19 protein-coding genes are annotated in these 14,643 nt (G+C 40.2%); 9 read left to right on the top strand and 10 right to left on the bottom strand.

Annotated elements, in window-relative coordinates:
• The first annotated feature begins 57 nt into the window (after window positions 1–57).
• From MKL38_RS11460 to hisA, 3 genes are all read left to right on the top strand, one after another.
• Window positions 58–600 carry a DUF805 domain-containing protein gene (locus MKL38_RS11460; RefSeq protein ID WP_231764467.1) on the top strand — a complete coding sequence of 181 codons (543 nt, stop codon included), beginning with the start codon at window positions 58–60 and terminating at the stop codon, window positions 598–600.
• Window positions 601–687: 87 nt separating this feature from the next.
• On the top strand, window positions 688–1,329 hold the full coding sequence (locus MKL38_RS11455; RefSeq protein WP_270903318.1) for a 3'-5' exonuclease: 642 nt from the start codon (window positions 688–690) through the stop codon (window positions 1,327–1,329).
• Between the two features lie 94 nt (window positions 1,330–1,423).
• Window positions 1,424–2,155, top strand: a complete 732-nt coding sequence (gene hisA / locus MKL38_RS11450) for a 1-(5-phosphoribosyl)-5-[(5-phosphoribosylamino)methylideneamino]imidazole-4-carboxamide isomerase (protein WP_270903317.1) — start codon at window positions 1,424–1,426, stop codon at window positions 2,153–2,155.
• A gap of 68 nt (window positions 2,156–2,223) precedes the next feature.
• Here hisA and MKL38_RS11445 read toward each other — a convergent pair whose 3' ends face one another.
• Complete coding sequence (locus tag MKL38_RS11445) at window positions 2,224–2,775, bottom strand: XRE family transcriptional regulator (protein WP_270903421.1); 552 nt, start codon at window positions 2,773–2,775, stop codon at window positions 2,224–2,226.
• Between the two features lie 96 nt (window positions 2,776–2,871).
• Here MKL38_RS11445 and MKL38_RS11440 point away from each other — a divergent pair, with 96 nt between their 5' ends.
• Entirely contained in the window at window positions 2,872–3,774 is a 903-nt protein-coding gene (locus MKL38_RS11440; RefSeq protein ID WP_270903316.1) for a DMT family transporter, read from the top strand.
• A gap of 33 nt (window positions 3,775–3,807) precedes the next feature.
• Here MKL38_RS11440 and MKL38_RS11435 read toward each other — a convergent pair whose 3' ends face one another.
• From MKL38_RS11435 to MKL38_RS11420, 4 genes are read right to left on the bottom strand one after another with little or no spacing between them, the layout of a single operon-like run.
• Entirely contained in the window at window positions 3,808–4,113 is a 306-nt protein-coding gene (locus MKL38_RS11435) for an antibiotic biosynthesis monooxygenase family protein (protein ID WP_045433515.1), read from the bottom strand.
• A 3-nt stretch (window positions 4,114–4,116) separates the two neighbouring features.
• Window positions 4,117–4,509 (bottom strand): DUF4870 family protein, encoded by a 393-nt coding sequence (locus tag MKL38_RS11430; RefSeq protein ID WP_270903315.1) that lies wholly within the window; start codon window positions 4,507–4,509, stop codon window positions 4,117–4,119.
• Window positions 4,510–4,545: 36 nt separating this feature from the next.
• Window positions 4,546–5,175 (bottom strand): DUF1294 domain-containing protein, encoded by a 630-nt coding sequence (locus MKL38_RS11425; RefSeq protein WP_209831777.1) that lies wholly within the window; start codon window positions 5,173–5,175, stop codon window positions 4,546–4,548.
• Between the two features lie 11 nt (window positions 5,176–5,186).
• Window positions 5,187–6,137, bottom strand: coding sequence for a homoserine kinase (locus tag MKL38_RS11420; RefSeq protein ID WP_270903314.1), 951 nt, complete (start codon window positions 6,135–6,137; stop codon window positions 5,187–5,189).
• A 112-nt stretch (window positions 6,138–6,249) separates the two neighbouring features.
• Here MKL38_RS11420 and hisF point away from each other — a divergent pair, with 112 nt between their 5' ends.
• A complete protein-coding gene (gene hisF, locus MKL38_RS11415; protein ID WP_270903313.1) occupies window positions 6,250–7,008 on the top strand; it encodes an imidazole glycerol phosphate synthase subunit HisF in 759 nt (252 codons plus the stop codon).
• 41 nt (window positions 7,009–7,049) lie between these two features.
• Here the strand turns inward: hisF and MKL38_RS11410 are convergent, their stop codons facing one another.
• A complete protein-coding gene (locus MKL38_RS11410; RefSeq protein WP_270903312.1) occupies window positions 7,050–7,688 on the bottom strand; it encodes a hypothetical protein in 639 nt (212 codons plus the stop codon).
• A 109-nt stretch (window positions 7,689–7,797) separates the two neighbouring features.
• On the opposite strand from MKL38_RS11410, the gene MKL38_RS11405 reads away from it, so the two are divergent.
• The 3 genes from MKL38_RS11405 to MKL38_RS11395 all read left to right on the top strand — a co-directional run bounded on the left by MKL38_RS11405 (window position 7,798) and on the right by MKL38_RS11395 (window position 9,836).
• A complete protein-coding gene (locus MKL38_RS11405; protein ID WP_270903311.1) occupies window positions 7,798–8,802 on the top strand; it encodes an AraC family transcriptional regulator in 1,005 nt (334 codons plus the stop codon).
• Window positions 8,803–8,934: 132 nt separating this feature from the next.
• Window positions 8,935–9,624 carry an aquaporin Z gene (aqpZ, locus tag MKL38_RS11400; RefSeq protein ID WP_270903310.1) on the top strand — a complete coding sequence of 230 codons (690 nt, stop codon included), beginning with the start codon at window positions 8,935–8,937 and terminating at the stop codon, window positions 9,622–9,624.
• Between the two features lie 47 nt (window positions 9,625–9,671).
• Window positions 9,672–9,836: a hypothetical protein gene (locus MKL38_RS11395; RefSeq protein WP_270903420.1), complete on the top strand. Its 165-nt coding sequence runs from the start codon at window positions 9,672–9,674 to the stop codon at window positions 9,834–9,836.
• 10 nt (window positions 9,837–9,846) lie between these two features.
• On the opposite strand, the gene MKL38_RS11390 is transcribed toward MKL38_RS11395, so the two are convergent.
• The 3 genes from MKL38_RS11390 to MKL38_RS11380 all read right to left on the bottom strand — a co-directional run bounded on the left by MKL38_RS11390 (window position 9,847) and on the right by MKL38_RS11380 (window position 11,911).
• Window positions 9,847–10,089: a hypothetical protein gene (locus MKL38_RS11390; RefSeq protein ID WP_270903309.1), complete on the bottom strand. Its 243-nt coding sequence runs from the start codon at window positions 10,087–10,089 to the stop codon at window positions 9,847–9,849.
• A gap of 45 nt (window positions 10,090–10,134) precedes the next feature.
• Window positions 10,135–10,734 (bottom strand): LysE family translocator, encoded by a 600-nt coding sequence (locus MKL38_RS11385; protein ID WP_215903542.1) that lies wholly within the window; start codon window positions 10,732–10,734, stop codon window positions 10,135–10,137.
• Window positions 10,735–10,831: 97 nt separating this feature from the next.
• Window positions 10,832–11,911: a DNA/RNA non-specific endonuclease gene (locus MKL38_RS11380; RefSeq protein WP_270903308.1), complete on the bottom strand. Its 1,080-nt coding sequence runs from the start codon at window positions 11,909–11,911 to the stop codon at window positions 10,832–10,834.
• Between the two features lie 255 nt (window positions 11,912–12,166).
• Here MKL38_RS11380 and MKL38_RS11375 point away from each other — a divergent pair, with 255 nt between their 5' ends.
• Entirely contained in the window at window positions 12,167–12,604 is a 438-nt protein-coding gene (locus tag MKL38_RS11375; RefSeq protein WP_209831771.1) for a hypothetical protein, read from the top strand.
• A 57-nt stretch (window positions 12,605–12,661) separates the two neighbouring features.
• On the opposite strand, the gene MKL38_RS11370 is transcribed toward MKL38_RS11375, so the two are convergent.
• The gene (locus MKL38_RS11370) at window positions 12,662–14,539 is read right to left on the bottom strand and encodes a potassium transporter Kup (RefSeq protein ID WP_270903307.1); all 1,878 of its coding nucleotides are present in this window, start codon (window positions 14,537–14,539) and stop codon (window positions 12,662–12,664) included.
• Window positions 14,540–14,643: the final 104 nt, after the last annotated feature.

The following is a 14,643-nucleotide window of genomic DNA, read 5'->3' as shown; positions in this document are numbered from 1 at the left end:
CAATAAAATATTGAATATTTATACTTTTAAATAAAACCAAATGATCAGGAAAACAAAATGAATTCACCTTTTGAAAATCAACCGATTCAACAAGATTCCCCCTTTAAAGCAAGTGGTCGTTTTGGACGACTCTCTTATGCAGCATGGTTACTGCTTTATGCTATTATTTTCACTAGTGCTTTTGCAGTGATTGGTATGTCTGCTGGTCTGGTAGCTGAACCCAGCAGTAATGTACCTGTCACGGTTGGGTTCATTTTATTATTTGTTTTTTATATCGCATATTTCTATTCTACTTTTATACTTATGATTCGTCGTTTACATGATCGAAATCATAGTGGTTGGCTGTCACTACTTCTACTCGTACCCTTGGTAAATATTGGCCTTATGATTTATCTTTTTGCAGCTAAAGGTGATGAAGGTACTAACGACTACGGTCCAGCGCGGGCAACGCCAAGTTGGGAGCGTATATTGGGTTGGATTTATATTGTCATTATTCCAATCCTCTTTATTGTTGGCATTATTGCAATAGCAGTCCCAAGCTATCAAACTTACATTGAAAAAAGTCAACAAATTAAAATTAGCTCAACAACCCAACCATAAACATTGTTAAATCATTGATAAAGCCTAGTTCTCTAGGCTTTATTCATATATAAAGCTAATAGCTCAATTCTTTTCTACACTATAAATATGTCTGAAGCTTCCCCCCTTCTTGATAAAGCCTCTATTCAGCAGCTTCCTCCTTTTGAAAATCTTACCCACCAAAATATTGTGGTGATTGAAAATATCGAGCAATGTAAAAATATTGAAAATGAATTAAAAGCAGCCCATTTTTTAGGATTTGATTCCGAATCAAAACCCACGTTTCGGGTGGGCGAAGTCTCAACTGGTCCACATCTTATTCAGTTAGCGACTGAACAAAAAGCATATCTGTTTCATGTAAATTCATCGACTTTAAAATTTTTACAGCCTATTTTATCTAACCCAAAACAAATCAAAGTCGGTTTTGGCCTCAAAAACGATAAGCATATTTTTCATAAAAAAGGGATTGAACTCGAAGGTTGTGTCGACCTCGCAAAAGGCTTTAGCTATTTTGGTTTTAAACAACAACTGGGTGTACAAAAAGCAGTGGCGCTGTTATTTGAGCAATATCTTGCAAAGTCGAAAAAAATCGGAACGTCAAACTGGGCACGAAAGCCACTTAGCTCTCAGCAAATCAGTTACGCTGCTGCCGATGCATATGCTGCTTTATTGGTATTTCAAGAGCTCAGAAAACAAAAACTATTACCCGCTCACATTTCTCAAACTATTCAAACCGCACTTCGAGCGTAAAGTTATAAAAGTCTTTTCTAAGGCTTAGCGATTGATCAATACTTTGCTAAGATGTGCAAAATTTCATAATCATGATGAAGCAAGGAGCGGAAGCATGCTAATCATTCCTGCAATTGACCTGAAAGATGGTAAATGTGTGCGTTTAAAACAAGGGCGTATGGAAGACGATACAGTTTTCTCTGACGATCCAGTTGCAACTGCCCAGCATTGGGTAAATGAAGGCGCACGTCGTTTGCATTTGGTCGATTTGAATGGCGCTTTCGCAGGCACTCCAATTCATAAACCTATTGTTGAAGCAATTGCTAAAGCTCAGCCAGAATTACCAATTCAAATTGGTGGTGGTATTCGCTCTTTAGAAACAATTGAGCATTATTTAGAAGCTGGCGTGACTTTTGTCATTATTGGCACTAAAGCTGTTCAAGAGCCTGAATTTGTTGAAGAAGCTTGTAAACGCTTTGCAGGCCACATCATTGTTGGTATTGATGCCATGAATGGCATGGTTGCAACTGACGGTTGGGCTAATGTAACTGACGTTAAAGCAACTGATTTAGCAAAACGTTTTGCAGATGCAGGCGTGTCTAGCATTGTTTACACAGACATTGCTCGTGATGGCATGATGCAAGGGGTAAACGTTGAGCAAACTGTAAACTTGGCTCAATACTCAGGCTTACCAGTAATTGCTTCTGGTGGCGTAACTAACCTTAATGACGTTCGCAACTTAATAGGCCAACCAGGCATTTTAGGTGCGATTACAGGCCGTGCAATTTATGAAGGCACACTGAGCCTTCGTGAAGCTCAGCTTTTGTTAGATGAAAATCGTCTTTAATTTTTAAGATGTAAAAAAGAGCCTGTTTAGGCTCTTTTTTATTGCTGATATGAAAGATATATTTTCAATCAATAAACTACATTTCGAATAAATTTAAGCACTTGTTTACCACTATTGATATAGGTATAAGTCACTGAACTAGCAAAACTAAAAGATGAACCAGCAGGAATTATTTTTATGCTATCGGTAAATTGTATGGTCAACTCACCTTCTAATACATAAATTAGTTCTTGCCATCCTTCCGCATCTGCTTCGGCAATATAAGATTCCCCCACTGCCAACGACCATGTCCAAAGCTCAACTTGAGACCGAGATGGAACTGAAGCCAGTAAAGTTGCGCTGCTTTCTTCTTTGTCTCCCTGCCAAGCTAGTACATTCACTAAGGCTTGTTCTTTGAGCTCTGGCGCACTCACAATCGTTCTAAAATCTACGCCCAACACTACCGCAATCGCATCAAGTTTAGCCAAGCTAATATTGACTTGCCCCGTTTCTAAAGCAGCGATTGTCCGTCTACTCACACCAGCCTGATCGGCTAAATCCTGCTGGCTTAAACCTCGCTCATCTCTTAATGAACGAATATTTGTGCCGACGTGCTGTAAAACGGTGCTGGACTGGGTCATAAAATAAGTAACAAAGAAAATATGAGCAATATATTGCACAAAACATAGGAATACTGCAATATGTGCAGTATATTGCACAATTTCTCCTGATCAGATATGTCACCAATTTCTCTGAGCTCAAGCAAAGCCCCACAGCTAGCTCTCATCCTAATTACCATTATTTGGGGTGGAACATTCCTTACTGTGCAGTATGCACTGAATTTTTCGTCACCTATGTTTTTTGTGGGCTGTCGCTTTGCTGTAGCTGCCTTAACGTTATTAGTTATTTCATTAAAAAGTATGAAAGGCATAACGTTAAAAGATTTAGGTGCAGGGAGTGCGATTGGCCTTGTAATTGCGGCGGGCTATGGCACACAGACGATTGGTCTTCAAACCATTCCAAGTAGTGAATCCGCTTTTTTAACGTCACTTTATGTGCCGCTTGTCCCTCTTTTAATGTGGCTCATCTTTAGAAAAACTCCACACATCATGACTTGGGTTGGAGCAGCCCTTGCTTTTGCTGGTCTTGTTTTGTTGACAGGAAATGGTTTTAAGCAAATTTCATTAAGCTTTGGGCAGCTTTTAACAGTACTGGGCGCATTTGCGATTGCTTTAGAAATTATTTTTATTAGCTATTTTGCTGGAAAAGTAAATTTACGCCGTGTCACCATCATTCAACTCGGTGTTGCCTCTCTAATTTCTTTTGCCATTATGCCTGTGGTTGGTGAACATACGATTCCAGCATTTTCATGGCCTCTGGTGCTGATTGCTGTTGCATTAGGCTTAGCCAGCGCACTCATTCAATTTGTGATGAACTGGGCTCAACGTGTGGTTGACCCTTCACGTGCTGCAATTATTTATGCAGGAGAACCCGTTTGGGCGGGCATTATTGGTCGAATTGCTGGTGAGCGTTTACCAGTCATTGCTCTTTTGGGTGGTGCTTTAGTGGTATTAGGTGTTTTAGTGAGTGAGTTAAAAATTAAGCTTCCAACCAAAAAAATCAAAAGAATTCAAGAATAAAAAAGAGAGCATAATGCTCTCTTTTTTTATCTATTATTTTTTCTTCAATAATATGCAGGGTTGATAGTACTCAACTGTCGGCATTGGATCATAAAATGGATGGAGCAATGCCTTCCATTCCTGATAAGCCTCAGACTTTCTAAAACCTTCGGTATGATTTTCAATCTCATCCCAAAAAATCATTAAAATATAATGATGAGGATCAGTTGCATGTCTAATCAGCTGGACAGCATTAAAGCCTTCCATTGGATAGACAATATGTTTGGCCTGCTCGAATGCCGCAAGAAACGCCTCACTTTGCCCAGCCTTTATGCTCAAATGCACATGTTCGATAATCATGGTTTATTGATACATCGGTCTATTATCATTTAACGCAATCAAGCCACGAATTGCACGATATACAATCCAAATCCACGCAGCAGTAATTACGCCTACACAGAATACGGTCGATGAGATTGCAACCCCTGCAAACAGATCAGGATTTTCACCCGTAAAGAACAAGAAAATAAACGGCAAAAAGGCAATAATATTCCAAGCAAGATACCACCAGAATGTTCTGATTTGCCATGTAAAGTGGCTCTCAAAAATTGAACCTTGCACATCAGAACGTTTCACGTAGTTAATAATTAGAGCAATAACCGCAAGTAAGCCGCCTGTAAAAATGGCAACAATATAAAGTACATATAAAATAAGCGTTAAAGTACGATTTGAATCTTGGTCGATAGAACTATTCATTTTTATACCTCTCGAGTTTAATAAAACGATTTACTTTTATGAGCCCCGCAATACGTTTAAGGGAGAAATTAGCCACAAAATCAAAAGTAAATGAAGGAATATGGTACAAAAATAAATCTTACGAAAGGGTTGTTTTTGTGTTTTATGTCTCAGTTTTTGTTGTGCCCACCATGCAGCAGGCCAGCCCCCTAGAAAGCTGACAATATGCAATGTTTGTTCAGGCACACGGCGATTCCCCAATTGTGCAGCTTCTTTGTCTTGTGAATAGAGCCAATAACTCAGCACATTCATCATTAAAACAAACAACAAGGTGTAAGCTGGCAAAGTATGTATAAAGCTCATAATGCCCATTAAAACAAAATAAAATACGATCCCCATTTGCATGGCAGACCATGGTTTAGCTTGAAAAGCAGATTCTGTTTTTGCTGGCTTTGAAGCTTTACGAGTTTGAGATGCTTTTAGATAGGTTACCTGCTGGGCACGAAAGCGACCACGTTCATCGAGGATAACCAGATATTCCAGTGCACAGCCAATAATGGGCCGAGGACCGGGGCGTGCAAAATCTTTGATATGCAAAAAGACTCGCTCTTTTTCAGCATCATCTGGCTGAATAAAGCCATAACCTTTTTCGTCGAACCATTCGACTAATCGCCCCTGATCTCGCATCTCTATTCCTTTTATGCTTTTACATAACTTAAACGGTCTTGCATCATTGCTCGCATTTCTTGCGGATCTTTTTGCAAAATGTCGTCGCCTGTACGTCCTTCTTCTTTATTTTTTTGAGCAACTTGCAAACGCATCGACCAAAAACGGCACGCCGCCATTGCCAAGAATACATCTAAACATTCAAGTTCATCTGAAGTAAGCGCGCGAACTTTTTGGTATGCCTCTAAGTAAGCCGCCACTTTGTCTGAGTTTAAATGCGCTGCTGGATATTCGGTACAAAAATCATTGATGGTAATCGCAATATCAAATAGCAATTCATCTTGATTGAGCTCGTAAAAATCTAAAATTCCTTGTAATTGCTCGCCTTCAAACAAGGTATTGTCGCGGAACAAATCTGAATGAATAAAACCTGTTGGTCGATTTGAATACTGCGCTGTTTTAGTATTAAAAGCTTGATAGACCTGTTCAAGTAAATTTTGGTCATCTTGCGTCATGCTTGGTTTAAGCTGTTCTGCAACGCCTGTCCAATATTGGTGATCACGTCGATATTCACGCTCAAGCGGAAAATCTTGCAAAGCGACATGCAGTTTTGCCTGTGCGTCTGCAATTGCGGCAACTTGTGCAACTGTAGTTTGCATGGGATGGTGCCCCATTAAACGTGGAGCAATTTGTGCAGGTTTTTCTGCAATAACATGAACCGCTTGTCCGCTATGTTTTAACGGCACAGCAACGGGTACACCATGAGTCCCCAATTGTTCAAGAACAGGAATCAGCTCGCCTGCCCCTTGAGCATCTAGCTCTTCAAATACGGTCAATACATATTGTTTGCGGTTTACATCAACCAGAAAATAATTGGTGTTTTGAATACCTCCCTGAATTGGGTTCAGCTCCAACACCTCTAATCCATAAGGTGCAGCAAAGGCGCGAACTTCATCTAAACTCAACGGGGTATAAACCGACATGGAAAACCTGCAAAAAACATCTGTGAAGTTTGATAGAATACCTCTTCCCTCCATGAAGGTGTAGCGCCTGTGTAGGAACTTTCACCAACGGCGATTATTTTTGGAAAAAGCTATGCTTGCTAAACGTATTATTCCTTGCCTAGACGTTGATAACGGACGCGTAGTTAAAGGCGTTCAATTCCTCGATATTCGTGATGCTGGCGACCCTGTTGAAGTGGCACGTCGCTATAACGAACAAGGTGCAGATGAAATTACTTTCTTAGACATTACCGCTACACATCATGGACGCGATACTACTTACCGTACTGTTGAGCGTATGGCCGAGACTGTATTTGTGCCATTAACTGTGGGTGGTGGTGTACGTAAAGTTGAAGATATCCGTTCGTTATTAAATGCAGGTGCGGATAAAGTGAGTATTAACTCAGCAGCCGTATTTAATCCTGAATTTGTTCAAGAAGCTTCACAGCACTTTGGCGCGCAATGTATTGTGGTTGCGATTGATGCCAAAAAGACTGGCGACAACAAATGGGAAATCTTTACCCACGGTGGCCGTAAACCAACCGGTATCGATGCGATTGAATGGGCCGTAAAAATGGCTGACTTCGGTGCGGGTGAGTTACTCATTACCAGTATGGATGCTGACGGTACTAAAGCAGGTTACGATATTGCTTTAATGCGCGCTATTAATGACCGCGTTACAGTTCCAACGATTGCTTCAGGCGGTGTAGGTAACTTACAACATCTTGCAGACGGTATTTTACAAGGTGGTGCCGATGCAGTATTGGCAGCAAGTATTTTCCACTTTGGTCAGTTCACCATTCCAGAAGCTAAACAATATTTAGCTGAACAAGGCATCGAAATGCGTTTGTAAGCTTATTTATATTTAAAGGGGCAATATGCCCCTTTATTTTTTTATGCAGCACCATCTACCGCATTTATGTCACTAACCAGTTGAGGTTTTTCTTTTTTTTCGACCCATTTTGCTGGAAAGATTTTTTCTACAGCTTGAGACAATGGTCTAGCAATCACTGTCGGTAACCGTATGCCCAAAGGATTTTGTTCTTTTAAATCTGCCGAAGACACCACACGTGTTCCCATCACATAGTCAAACCAAGGTTTGGTCACACACCAGTTGGCGTCTTGGTTAGAGTTCATATGGTGGTCGTAATGCCACGGAATTTTACGCTTCGCCCATTCAGGCTCCAGATGTGCACGACGATGAATATAATAATAATTTCCAGCACTGTACCAAGCTGCAAGTGCCATCCCTTTTGAAAATGGATAGAAAATTGCGCTTGAAACGGTTGCCACCACAGCAAGTGAAATTAACTCATTTTTAGTCCGCCAATTTCCAACACCTTCCACATAACAATCATCATGAAATTGCTGTTTGCGTACTTCACGATGATGTGCCCAATGTGACTCCATGCTTTTTGGCACAGGGCTATAGCGCGGTTGTCCAGCACGATGTACCCCATGCAAAATATATTTATGAGCTACCCATTCAAATGCGTTGGCAACCGCAATTCCAGCAATAAACCCTTTTAACATCGCTTTACTCCTTTTTCTTTTTATTCAGAATATAAAATTCGATATGCTATGTATTGACCAGAATTTATGGTTTCATTGACAAATCACGACAAGAAAGAGGTGGTCAGGGATGCCACAATTAAAAAATTATACGGGTTCGGTCTATGGAGGACTTGGACACCTATTAAAAGCTTACTGCGAAGCCAATCAGTTAGCAGTACCAGAACAATTAGAACAAATTCAAAATCTGGAACGCTTTGACTATGTGGTTTGGCGTGATTTATTAGAAGTCATCTATAAATTAAACCCCAAGCCAGGATTAGGCCTAGAAATTGCAAAATATGTACAACCCAAACACTTAGGAATTATTGCCTACCTTGCGCTCTCTTGCGATAACTTAGGTGAAGCGTTAATTCGCTATCATGATTTTCACCGCCTGATTTATGACGGAAGTCCTTTAGTGGTTGAGCTCTATGGGCAATATGCATCTATTCGCTGGGAAGCTACAGAACTGCATCCCACCCAGCTTACTGATGAAATCGCTATTGCTCTGGTGATCCAATTTTTACGCCTTTTTATGTCTCACCAAGATGTGCATTTGCATGAAGTACATTTTTTAAATGCCCCACCTAAAAACATTAGGGTTTATGAACAATACTTTCAATGTCCTGTTCGTTTTAGCCAGCCCCGTACCCAATTACTCATTCCAAGTTCTGAAATTAGTAAGCCTCTGAGCAGCGCTGATCACACGCTACAACAATTACTGGTTCAACAAGCCCAAGCGCTTTTAGAACAATTACCAAATTCGACACAACTTGATCAACGCTTACAGCACTCAATTTTGACTGGGCTACAAAAGGATCAATATCAAATTGAATATATTGCAGCTCAGCTAGGCCTTTCGGTCCGACAACTTCAACGTCACTTACAACAACAGAACACTACATTTCAGGAACGTGTTCAGCAAGTACGTTTTATGCTCGCAACCGAGTATTTAAAAGATCCGCATTTAAGCTTACAAGAGATTGCTCTTTTGCTTTGTTATTCAGAACAAAGTGCTTTTCAAAGAGCTTTTAAGCATTGGACTAGTCAAACACCACAACAATGGCGAGATCATTTTTTAGACAAAGAATAACCAACCAAAACTTACAAATCTTTTCTTGATTAAAACAACACTGAAAACAAAAATTTCATATAGTCACATGCTTCAAATTTATGTGACGTAATTCACATTAATTAAAATAGATTAAATAAATGAGTAATCAAAATGAATAAATATTTTGCTGAATTTCTAGGTACGTTTTGGCTAGTCTTTGGTGGTTGTGGTAGCGCAGTATTAGCCGCAGCTTTCCCTGAACTTGGTATTGGCTTTGCAGGTGTAGCCCTTGCCTTTGGTTTAACCGTACTCACAGGTGCCTATGCTCTAGGGCATATCTCAGGTGGACATTTTAATCCCGCGGTAAGTGTTGGCCTTTGGGTCGGCGGCCGCTTCGATGTTAAAGATTTGATTCCCTATATTGTTGCTCAAGTGGTTGGTGCGACTGCTGCTGCATTTGTTCTTTACATTATTGCTCAAGGTCAAGCTGGCTTTAGCGGTGTTGGTGGTTTTGCTTCAAATGGTTTCGGTGATTTATCACCAAACAAGTTTGGCTTAGGTTCTGCTTTCATTATTGAAGTGGTACTTACAGCTTTCTTCTTAATCATTATTTTAGGATCAACACATGGTCGTGCACCTGCTGGCTTCGCCCCTATTGCTATTGGTTTAGGCTTAACGCTTATTCACTTAATCAGTATTCCAGTCACGAACACTTCTGTGAACCCTGCACGTAGTACAGGTGTCGCGTTCTTTGCTGAAACTGCTGCTTTAAGTCAGTTATGGTTGTTCTGGGTGGCGCCGATTTTGGGTGCTGTGATTGGTGCACTTATTTATAAGATGGTTGCTGGGGATAAGGATTAATTCTTTATATCTATAGCTTCAATATGCTATCGCGGTGGGTGACATGGATGTCACCTGTTGAGCAGGGGTACATGGATATACCCTCTGATCAACAAAGCCTTTTGTTTACTTTTGGGCTTTCAAAAGTAAGAAATGTCTATACAAACTCAATAAGACCTAACTTGGTATTAAAGACTGTATGGCAGCATGACTATGCTAAACATCACACATAGAATGCATAAATTATAAAAACGGATTATTAATTTCTTGTTCAGCTGGACGTTCAATTTTCTCAGGCAATTCTTCTTTTTCCAAAGCCGCAACAACATCATTTAAAAAGCTCTGTAATGCCTTTGCTTGTTCTAACCCGACTTTGTCTTTGGTAATTTGCAAGTTGCCATAAATGCTGACGCAATCGAAATCATTTTCTAATGTTAAATCTTCAATTGAAGAAGACTCTGTACCCTTTTCAAATGGCTTAAACATAAGTGTTGTCTCGTTGTTATATGTTCACAGTGTAATACGACCAATTTAAAAAAAATCAATCAAAATTAAAAGTGCCGATAAAATTAGAAACGCTCCCATCAAGATATTAAAATATTTCAAACGGTTGCCATGGTTAAGCACCACTGAAAATTTATCACCACATAGCCCCCAAAAGAACAAACATGCATAGCAAGTGAAAAAATAAATAATGATAAAGATGGGTAAAGACTGCGGATTTTCAATACTTGAGAACATGGTAATACCAGACACGCAAGCCAACCATGCTTTCGGATTGAGCCACTGTAACAAGAAACCATCTTTAAAATTGGGAATAATCATCTGTTCTACTGGAACACTTGAAATGGAAATATTGGTGGCCGAGAGAATAATTTTTATACCGATATAACAAACAAATAGCGTTCCACAAATCGCAAGAATTTTTAATACAACAGGAAACTGAGTTAATAAACTCTGAAGCCCAAATGCCATAAAAATCAAAAGTAAGGTAAAACCAATGGTCGCGCCTGAAATATAGGGAAGCGATCTTTTTAAACCATGATTTAAACTGGTCGATAAAATTACGGTATTTACTGGACCGGGGGTAATAGACATTGCAAATGAAAAAAGAAACATCGAGGCAAACATTGTTATTGTCCTTATTAAAATAGAATCCATAGACAGATCTGTCTATGGATTCTATTTTAAATAATTACGGTGTTGCAATAACAATCAAAAAAACTGCTTATTTCATTATTTGCAAGAAATAGTTCACCAATGCTTCAACCAGTTGCTTCACAATGGCTTGGCGTGTTTCTTCATCAATGCTTGGAACTTTTGCTTCCATCGCTTCTGAGGAGCCACTTTTTTGCTTTTTAAACTGGTCTTGTAACGCTTTAATTTGATCAGCGTTTAAGTCCTGCTCACATTGGCTCTCACCATCCCAATGTAAATAGTCTAACTTCTGATTTGGCTTAACCGACGTTGCTGTTAAAGGTAGACGATAGACATTACGTTTTTGCTGCTCAGTTAACTGCGGGAATAGATTAACGCCTAAGCGCTCTTCAAGGTAACAAACACTCACCACTTTCACTTGTAGAGAGTTATTGTTGGGTGCGTAGTAAGCCCCAATAGCGCCAGTTTTTGGCATATAGACCGCTTTATAAACTGCGGTTGGAACGATTACACCCTGCCCAATCGTTTTAAGGCGTTTACCCTCAAAAATAGGGCCAGTAACAACATATACATCTTGTTTTTGCTTGGTCGCAATAGCACGTGTGGCTTCTTCAAGTTTACGCCAGACTTCTTGGTTATTTTTAGGCGCTTGCGGCACCATATTACTTAACGAAAAGCTATCGGACTGTGAGCTCTTATTTGGCATATCGCCATTCGGTGCCATATGCCCACGGTCATAGCCTGAACCACGATAGTCACTTAACAGTGCCCGATGCCTTTGATCAACACGAGTTTCTTCATGAAAGTTATCTTCACGCTTAATTTTGACACTCAAACGCTCTGCATTTAAATGCTCAGCCGACCATAACGGCGTTTTAGAGATTCCTGAATACAAAACGTTAAAGCCGTTAAAGCACAGCGGATAACTGTCTTTTTTTAAGCTTTCTTTATTTAAAGCAGGAGGAACTTCACGATAGAACTGATTTAAACAAGTCGAGTTAGTACTTAAAGGTGAAAACCACTGCGAAATCTTTTCACTACCAAAAGCAATTGCAAAGCTTCCAGCCGCAATACAAGCAAGAATAATCTTGCCAAAATGTCCACTTATCGAAAATTGGTTTGTACCCTTACTACGTTTTTTAGTTGCCATGTTTCTATCAATACCACTGTCCACACGCAGCTTAACAACCCTGCTTTTTTAAGTATATCTCTTATCTTTCAAATGGTTAAAACATGGTCATATTTTTTGTAACTCCATTCCCCATTACGTAACAATCTGTTGGAATTATGAGAGGCTTTGGCTATTGAATTACGCCAATTGCGTATCTTTCGTTGAAAAGCACTGATTGCTTATGACATGGTTAGCTCCACAAATTTGGATAAAAATATAATCGGAGTCCACTTAATGATCCATTCAAAGATTATTGGTATTAGCGTAATCACAGGATTATGTAGTATGGCAGCTTTGGCTGAACCAGCAGTCCAGCCAGGAGAAACTTTAGAAAGTTTATCTAAAGTAAAAGTTACGACCACTGTAAATGGTCAACCTGGTTCTATTAGCGATTTAGTTAATAGCGGACAAGTACAGCAAGTTTCTGCTGCACCAACAAATGCAGCGCCTACCGGTGCTCCTATTCCGGCAGATGTTCCACCAGCACCTCCAGCAGGCGGTGAAATGGCACCTCCAGCACCAATTGATGCAGTGCCACCTGCACAAGATCAGGCGTCTCCAGCGCCACAAGATCCGAATGCTGCACCACCTGCGGCAGATTCAACTCAGTCGGCAGACCCAATGGCAAAAGACGGTGCATTACCAGCAGATGCACCTATTCAAGCTCAATAATCAGAGCCATAAAAAAAACCAAGACATTTGTCTTGGTTTTTTTATTACATCAAATTTTTATATTTCGATTTGACTACCTAACTCAACCACACGGTTGGTTGGAATTTGGTAGAAGTCACTCACCGGACTGGTATTACGCTGCATAGAGATAAACAGTTTCTCTCTCCATGGAGACATACCATCACCCACCGAATGAACAATACGATCACGGGAAATAAAGAAGCTAATATGCATTAAGTCATATTCAAGACCTAACTGCTCGTAAGCTTGCATGAGAGCTTTTGGTACATTCATTTCATCTTTAAAGCCATAGAAAATCTTAATACGGAAGAAATGTTCAGCTAAGGTTTCTGTTGAAATACGCTCTTCAGGTTCAACATAAGGTACATCTTCAATCACCACAGTGACCAAGATATTGCGCTGATGAAGCACTTTGTTGTGCTTAATGTTATGCAGCATGGCATGTGGCACCACGTTTGGCGTACCTGTCATAAACACTGCATCGCCCGGAACCCAATGCACGCTATTGCCAATACTTTTCACAAACAAATCGAGTGATAACGTATCGTGTTCGAGTTTGGCAAAAGTGAGCTCACGACCACGTTTCCATGTCATTAAAATGGTCACTGCAATCGCACCAATCAGTAATGGCACCCAACCGCCCGACAAGATTTTAAGTGAAGTTGCACCTACCAATACCGACTCTAAAACAAAGAATGGAATAATGAGGAGTAGCACTTTTGGCAGACTCCACTTCCAAGCCGAATAGATAAACACAGCAACCAAAATCGTATCGCATAGCATCGTCAAGGTTACAGCGAGACCATAAGCACTTGCCAAGTTTGAGCTGCTTTTGAAAATCAAAATTAAGATAATAATTGCGATTAAAAGTAACCAGTTTAAGAAAGGAACATAAATCTGGCCTTCTTCAGACTCAGAGGTATGTTTAATGCTTAAACGCGGTAAATAGCCCAATTGAATCGCTTGACGTGCAAGAGAAAACACCCCAGAAATTACAGCTTGAGAGGCAATTACGGTTGCCATAGTCGCCATAATAATCATTGGGTAAAGTGCCCACTGCGGCACCAATAAATAGAACGGGTTTTCAATTGCCGCAGGGTCTCTGAGCAACAATGCACCCTGTCCTGCGTAGTTTAAAACCAGACATGGCAACACCACAATGAACCATGCAAGACGAATCGGAATTGGTCCGAAATGTCCCATATCGGCATAAAGTGCTTCACCACCAGTGACTGTTAATACGACAGCACCCATCACGAAAAAGGTCATGACTGGATTGTGATAGATAAACTGAATCGCCCAATGTGGACTAAACATGCCTAAAACCACAGGTGTTTGAATGACACTGTGAAGACCTAATAATCCTAAAGATAAAAACCACACCATCGTAATCGGGCCAAAAAACTTACCGACAAAGGCCGTACCGTGTTTTTGTACCAAAAACAACGCGATGATAATGGTAATCGCAATTGGCATGATGAACGGGTCAAACACATCGGTTGCAATCGACAAGCCTTCGACTGCCGAGAGTACCGAAATGGCTGGGGTAATAATACCGTCACCAAAAAACAGCGATGCACCAATAAAACCAATGGCAATCATGTAGATTTTTTTGTTATCGGCAATTTTGGCTTTACGTAAGTTCAGTGCGAGTAAGGCCATGATTCCGCCTTCGCCATTATTGTCTGCACGCATGACGATGGCGACATACTTAATACTGATGATCAGCATTAAGCACCAAAAAATAATAGATAAAATTCCTAATACGTTTTCAGGCTTAATTCCCAACCCATGCGCTGCATGGAAGGACTCTTTTAAGGCGTAGAGTGGACTTGTTCCAATATCTCCAAAGACCACCCCAAGAGCTGCCAAAGCCGTGGCAGGCAAGGTTGCTTTTTTGGCCGTATTTTGCATTGTGTAATTAAACCAACATGATTTTTATCGCAATCTTATCACCTCTATTATTTTTTTTCTGTAAAGCTCATCTTAAATCTTGGCAGAACTCGTTTTTTTAGTTA

It is taken from the genome of Acinetobacter sp. AOR14_HL, assembly GCF_027855175.1.
Classification (GTDB): Bacteria; Pseudomonadota; Gammaproteobacteria; order Pseudomonadales; family Moraxellaceae; genus Acinetobacter; species Acinetobacter calcoaceticus.
The sequence above is the reverse complement of the archived record's forward strand: the minus strand, read 5'-3'. Positions and strand labels throughout refer to the sequence as shown.

Bases quoted from the DNA above. Each gene is read 5' to 3' on its own strand.
- MKL38_RS11460 (WP_231764467.1), top strand. From the start codon at position 58: ATGAATTCACCTTTTGAAAATCAACCGATTCAACAAGATTCCCCCTTT.
- MKL38_RS11455 (WP_270903318.1), top strand. From the start codon at position 688: ATGTCTGAAGCTTCCCCCCTTCTTGATAAAGCCTCTATTCAGCAGCTT.
- hisA (WP_270903317.1), top strand. From the start codon at position 1,424: ATGCTAATCATTCCTGCAATTGACCTGAAAGATGGTAAATGTGTGCGT.
- MKL38_RS11445 (WP_270903421.1), bottom strand. From the start codon at position 2,775: ATGACCCAGTCCAGCACCGTTTTACAGCACGTCGGCACAAATATTCGT.
- MKL38_RS11440 (WP_270903316.1), top strand. From the start codon at position 2,872: ATGTCACCAATTTCTCTGAGCTCAAGCAAAGCCCCACAGCTAGCTCTC.
- MKL38_RS11435 (WP_045433515.1), bottom strand. From the start codon at position 4,113: ATGATTATCGAACATGTGCATTTGAGCATAAAGGCTGGGCAAAGTGAG.
- MKL38_RS11430 (WP_270903315.1), bottom strand. From the start codon at position 4,509: ATGAATAGTTCTATCGACCAAGATTCAAATCGTACTTTAACGCTTATT.
- MKL38_RS11425 (WP_209831777.1), bottom strand. From the start codon at position 5,175: ATGCGAGATCAGGGGCGATTAGTCGAATGGTTCGACGAAAAAGGTTAT.
- MKL38_RS11420 (WP_270903314.1), bottom strand. From the start codon at position 6,137: ATGTCGGTTTATACCCCGTTGAGTTTAGATGAAGTTCGCGCCTTTGCT.
- hisF (WP_270903313.1), top strand. From the start codon at position 6,250: ATGCTTGCTAAACGTATTATTCCTTGCCTAGACGTTGATAACGGACGC.
- MKL38_RS11410 (WP_270903312.1), bottom strand. From the start codon at position 7,688: ATGTTAAAAGGGTTTATTGCTGGAATTGCGGTTGCCAACGCATTTGAA.
- MKL38_RS11405 (WP_270903311.1), top strand. From the start codon at position 7,798: ATGCCACAATTAAAAAATTATACGGGTTCGGTCTATGGAGGACTTGGA.
- aqpZ (WP_270903310.1), top strand. From the start codon at position 8,935: ATGAATAAATATTTTGCTGAATTTCTAGGTACGTTTTGGCTAGTCTTT.
- MKL38_RS11395 (WP_270903420.1), top strand. From the start codon at position 9,672: ATGTCACCTGTTGAGCAGGGGTACATGGATATACCCTCTGATCAACAA.
- MKL38_RS11390 (WP_270903309.1), bottom strand. From the start codon at position 10,089: ATGTTTAAGCCATTTGAAAAGGGTACAGAGTCTTCTTCAATTGAAGAT.
- MKL38_RS11385 (WP_215903542.1), bottom strand. From the start codon at position 10,734: ATGTTTGCCTCGATGTTTCTTTTTTCATTTGCAATGTCTATTACCCCC.
- MKL38_RS11380 (WP_270903308.1), bottom strand. From the start codon at position 11,911: ATGGCAACTAAAAAACGTAGTAAGGGTACAAACCAATTTTCGATAAGT.
- MKL38_RS11375 (WP_209831771.1), top strand. From the start codon at position 12,167: ATGATCCATTCAAAGATTATTGGTATTAGCGTAATCACAGGATTATGT.
- MKL38_RS11370 (WP_270903307.1), bottom strand. From the start codon at position 14,539: ATGCAAAATACGGCCAAAAAAGCAACCTTGCCTGCCACGGCTTTGGCA.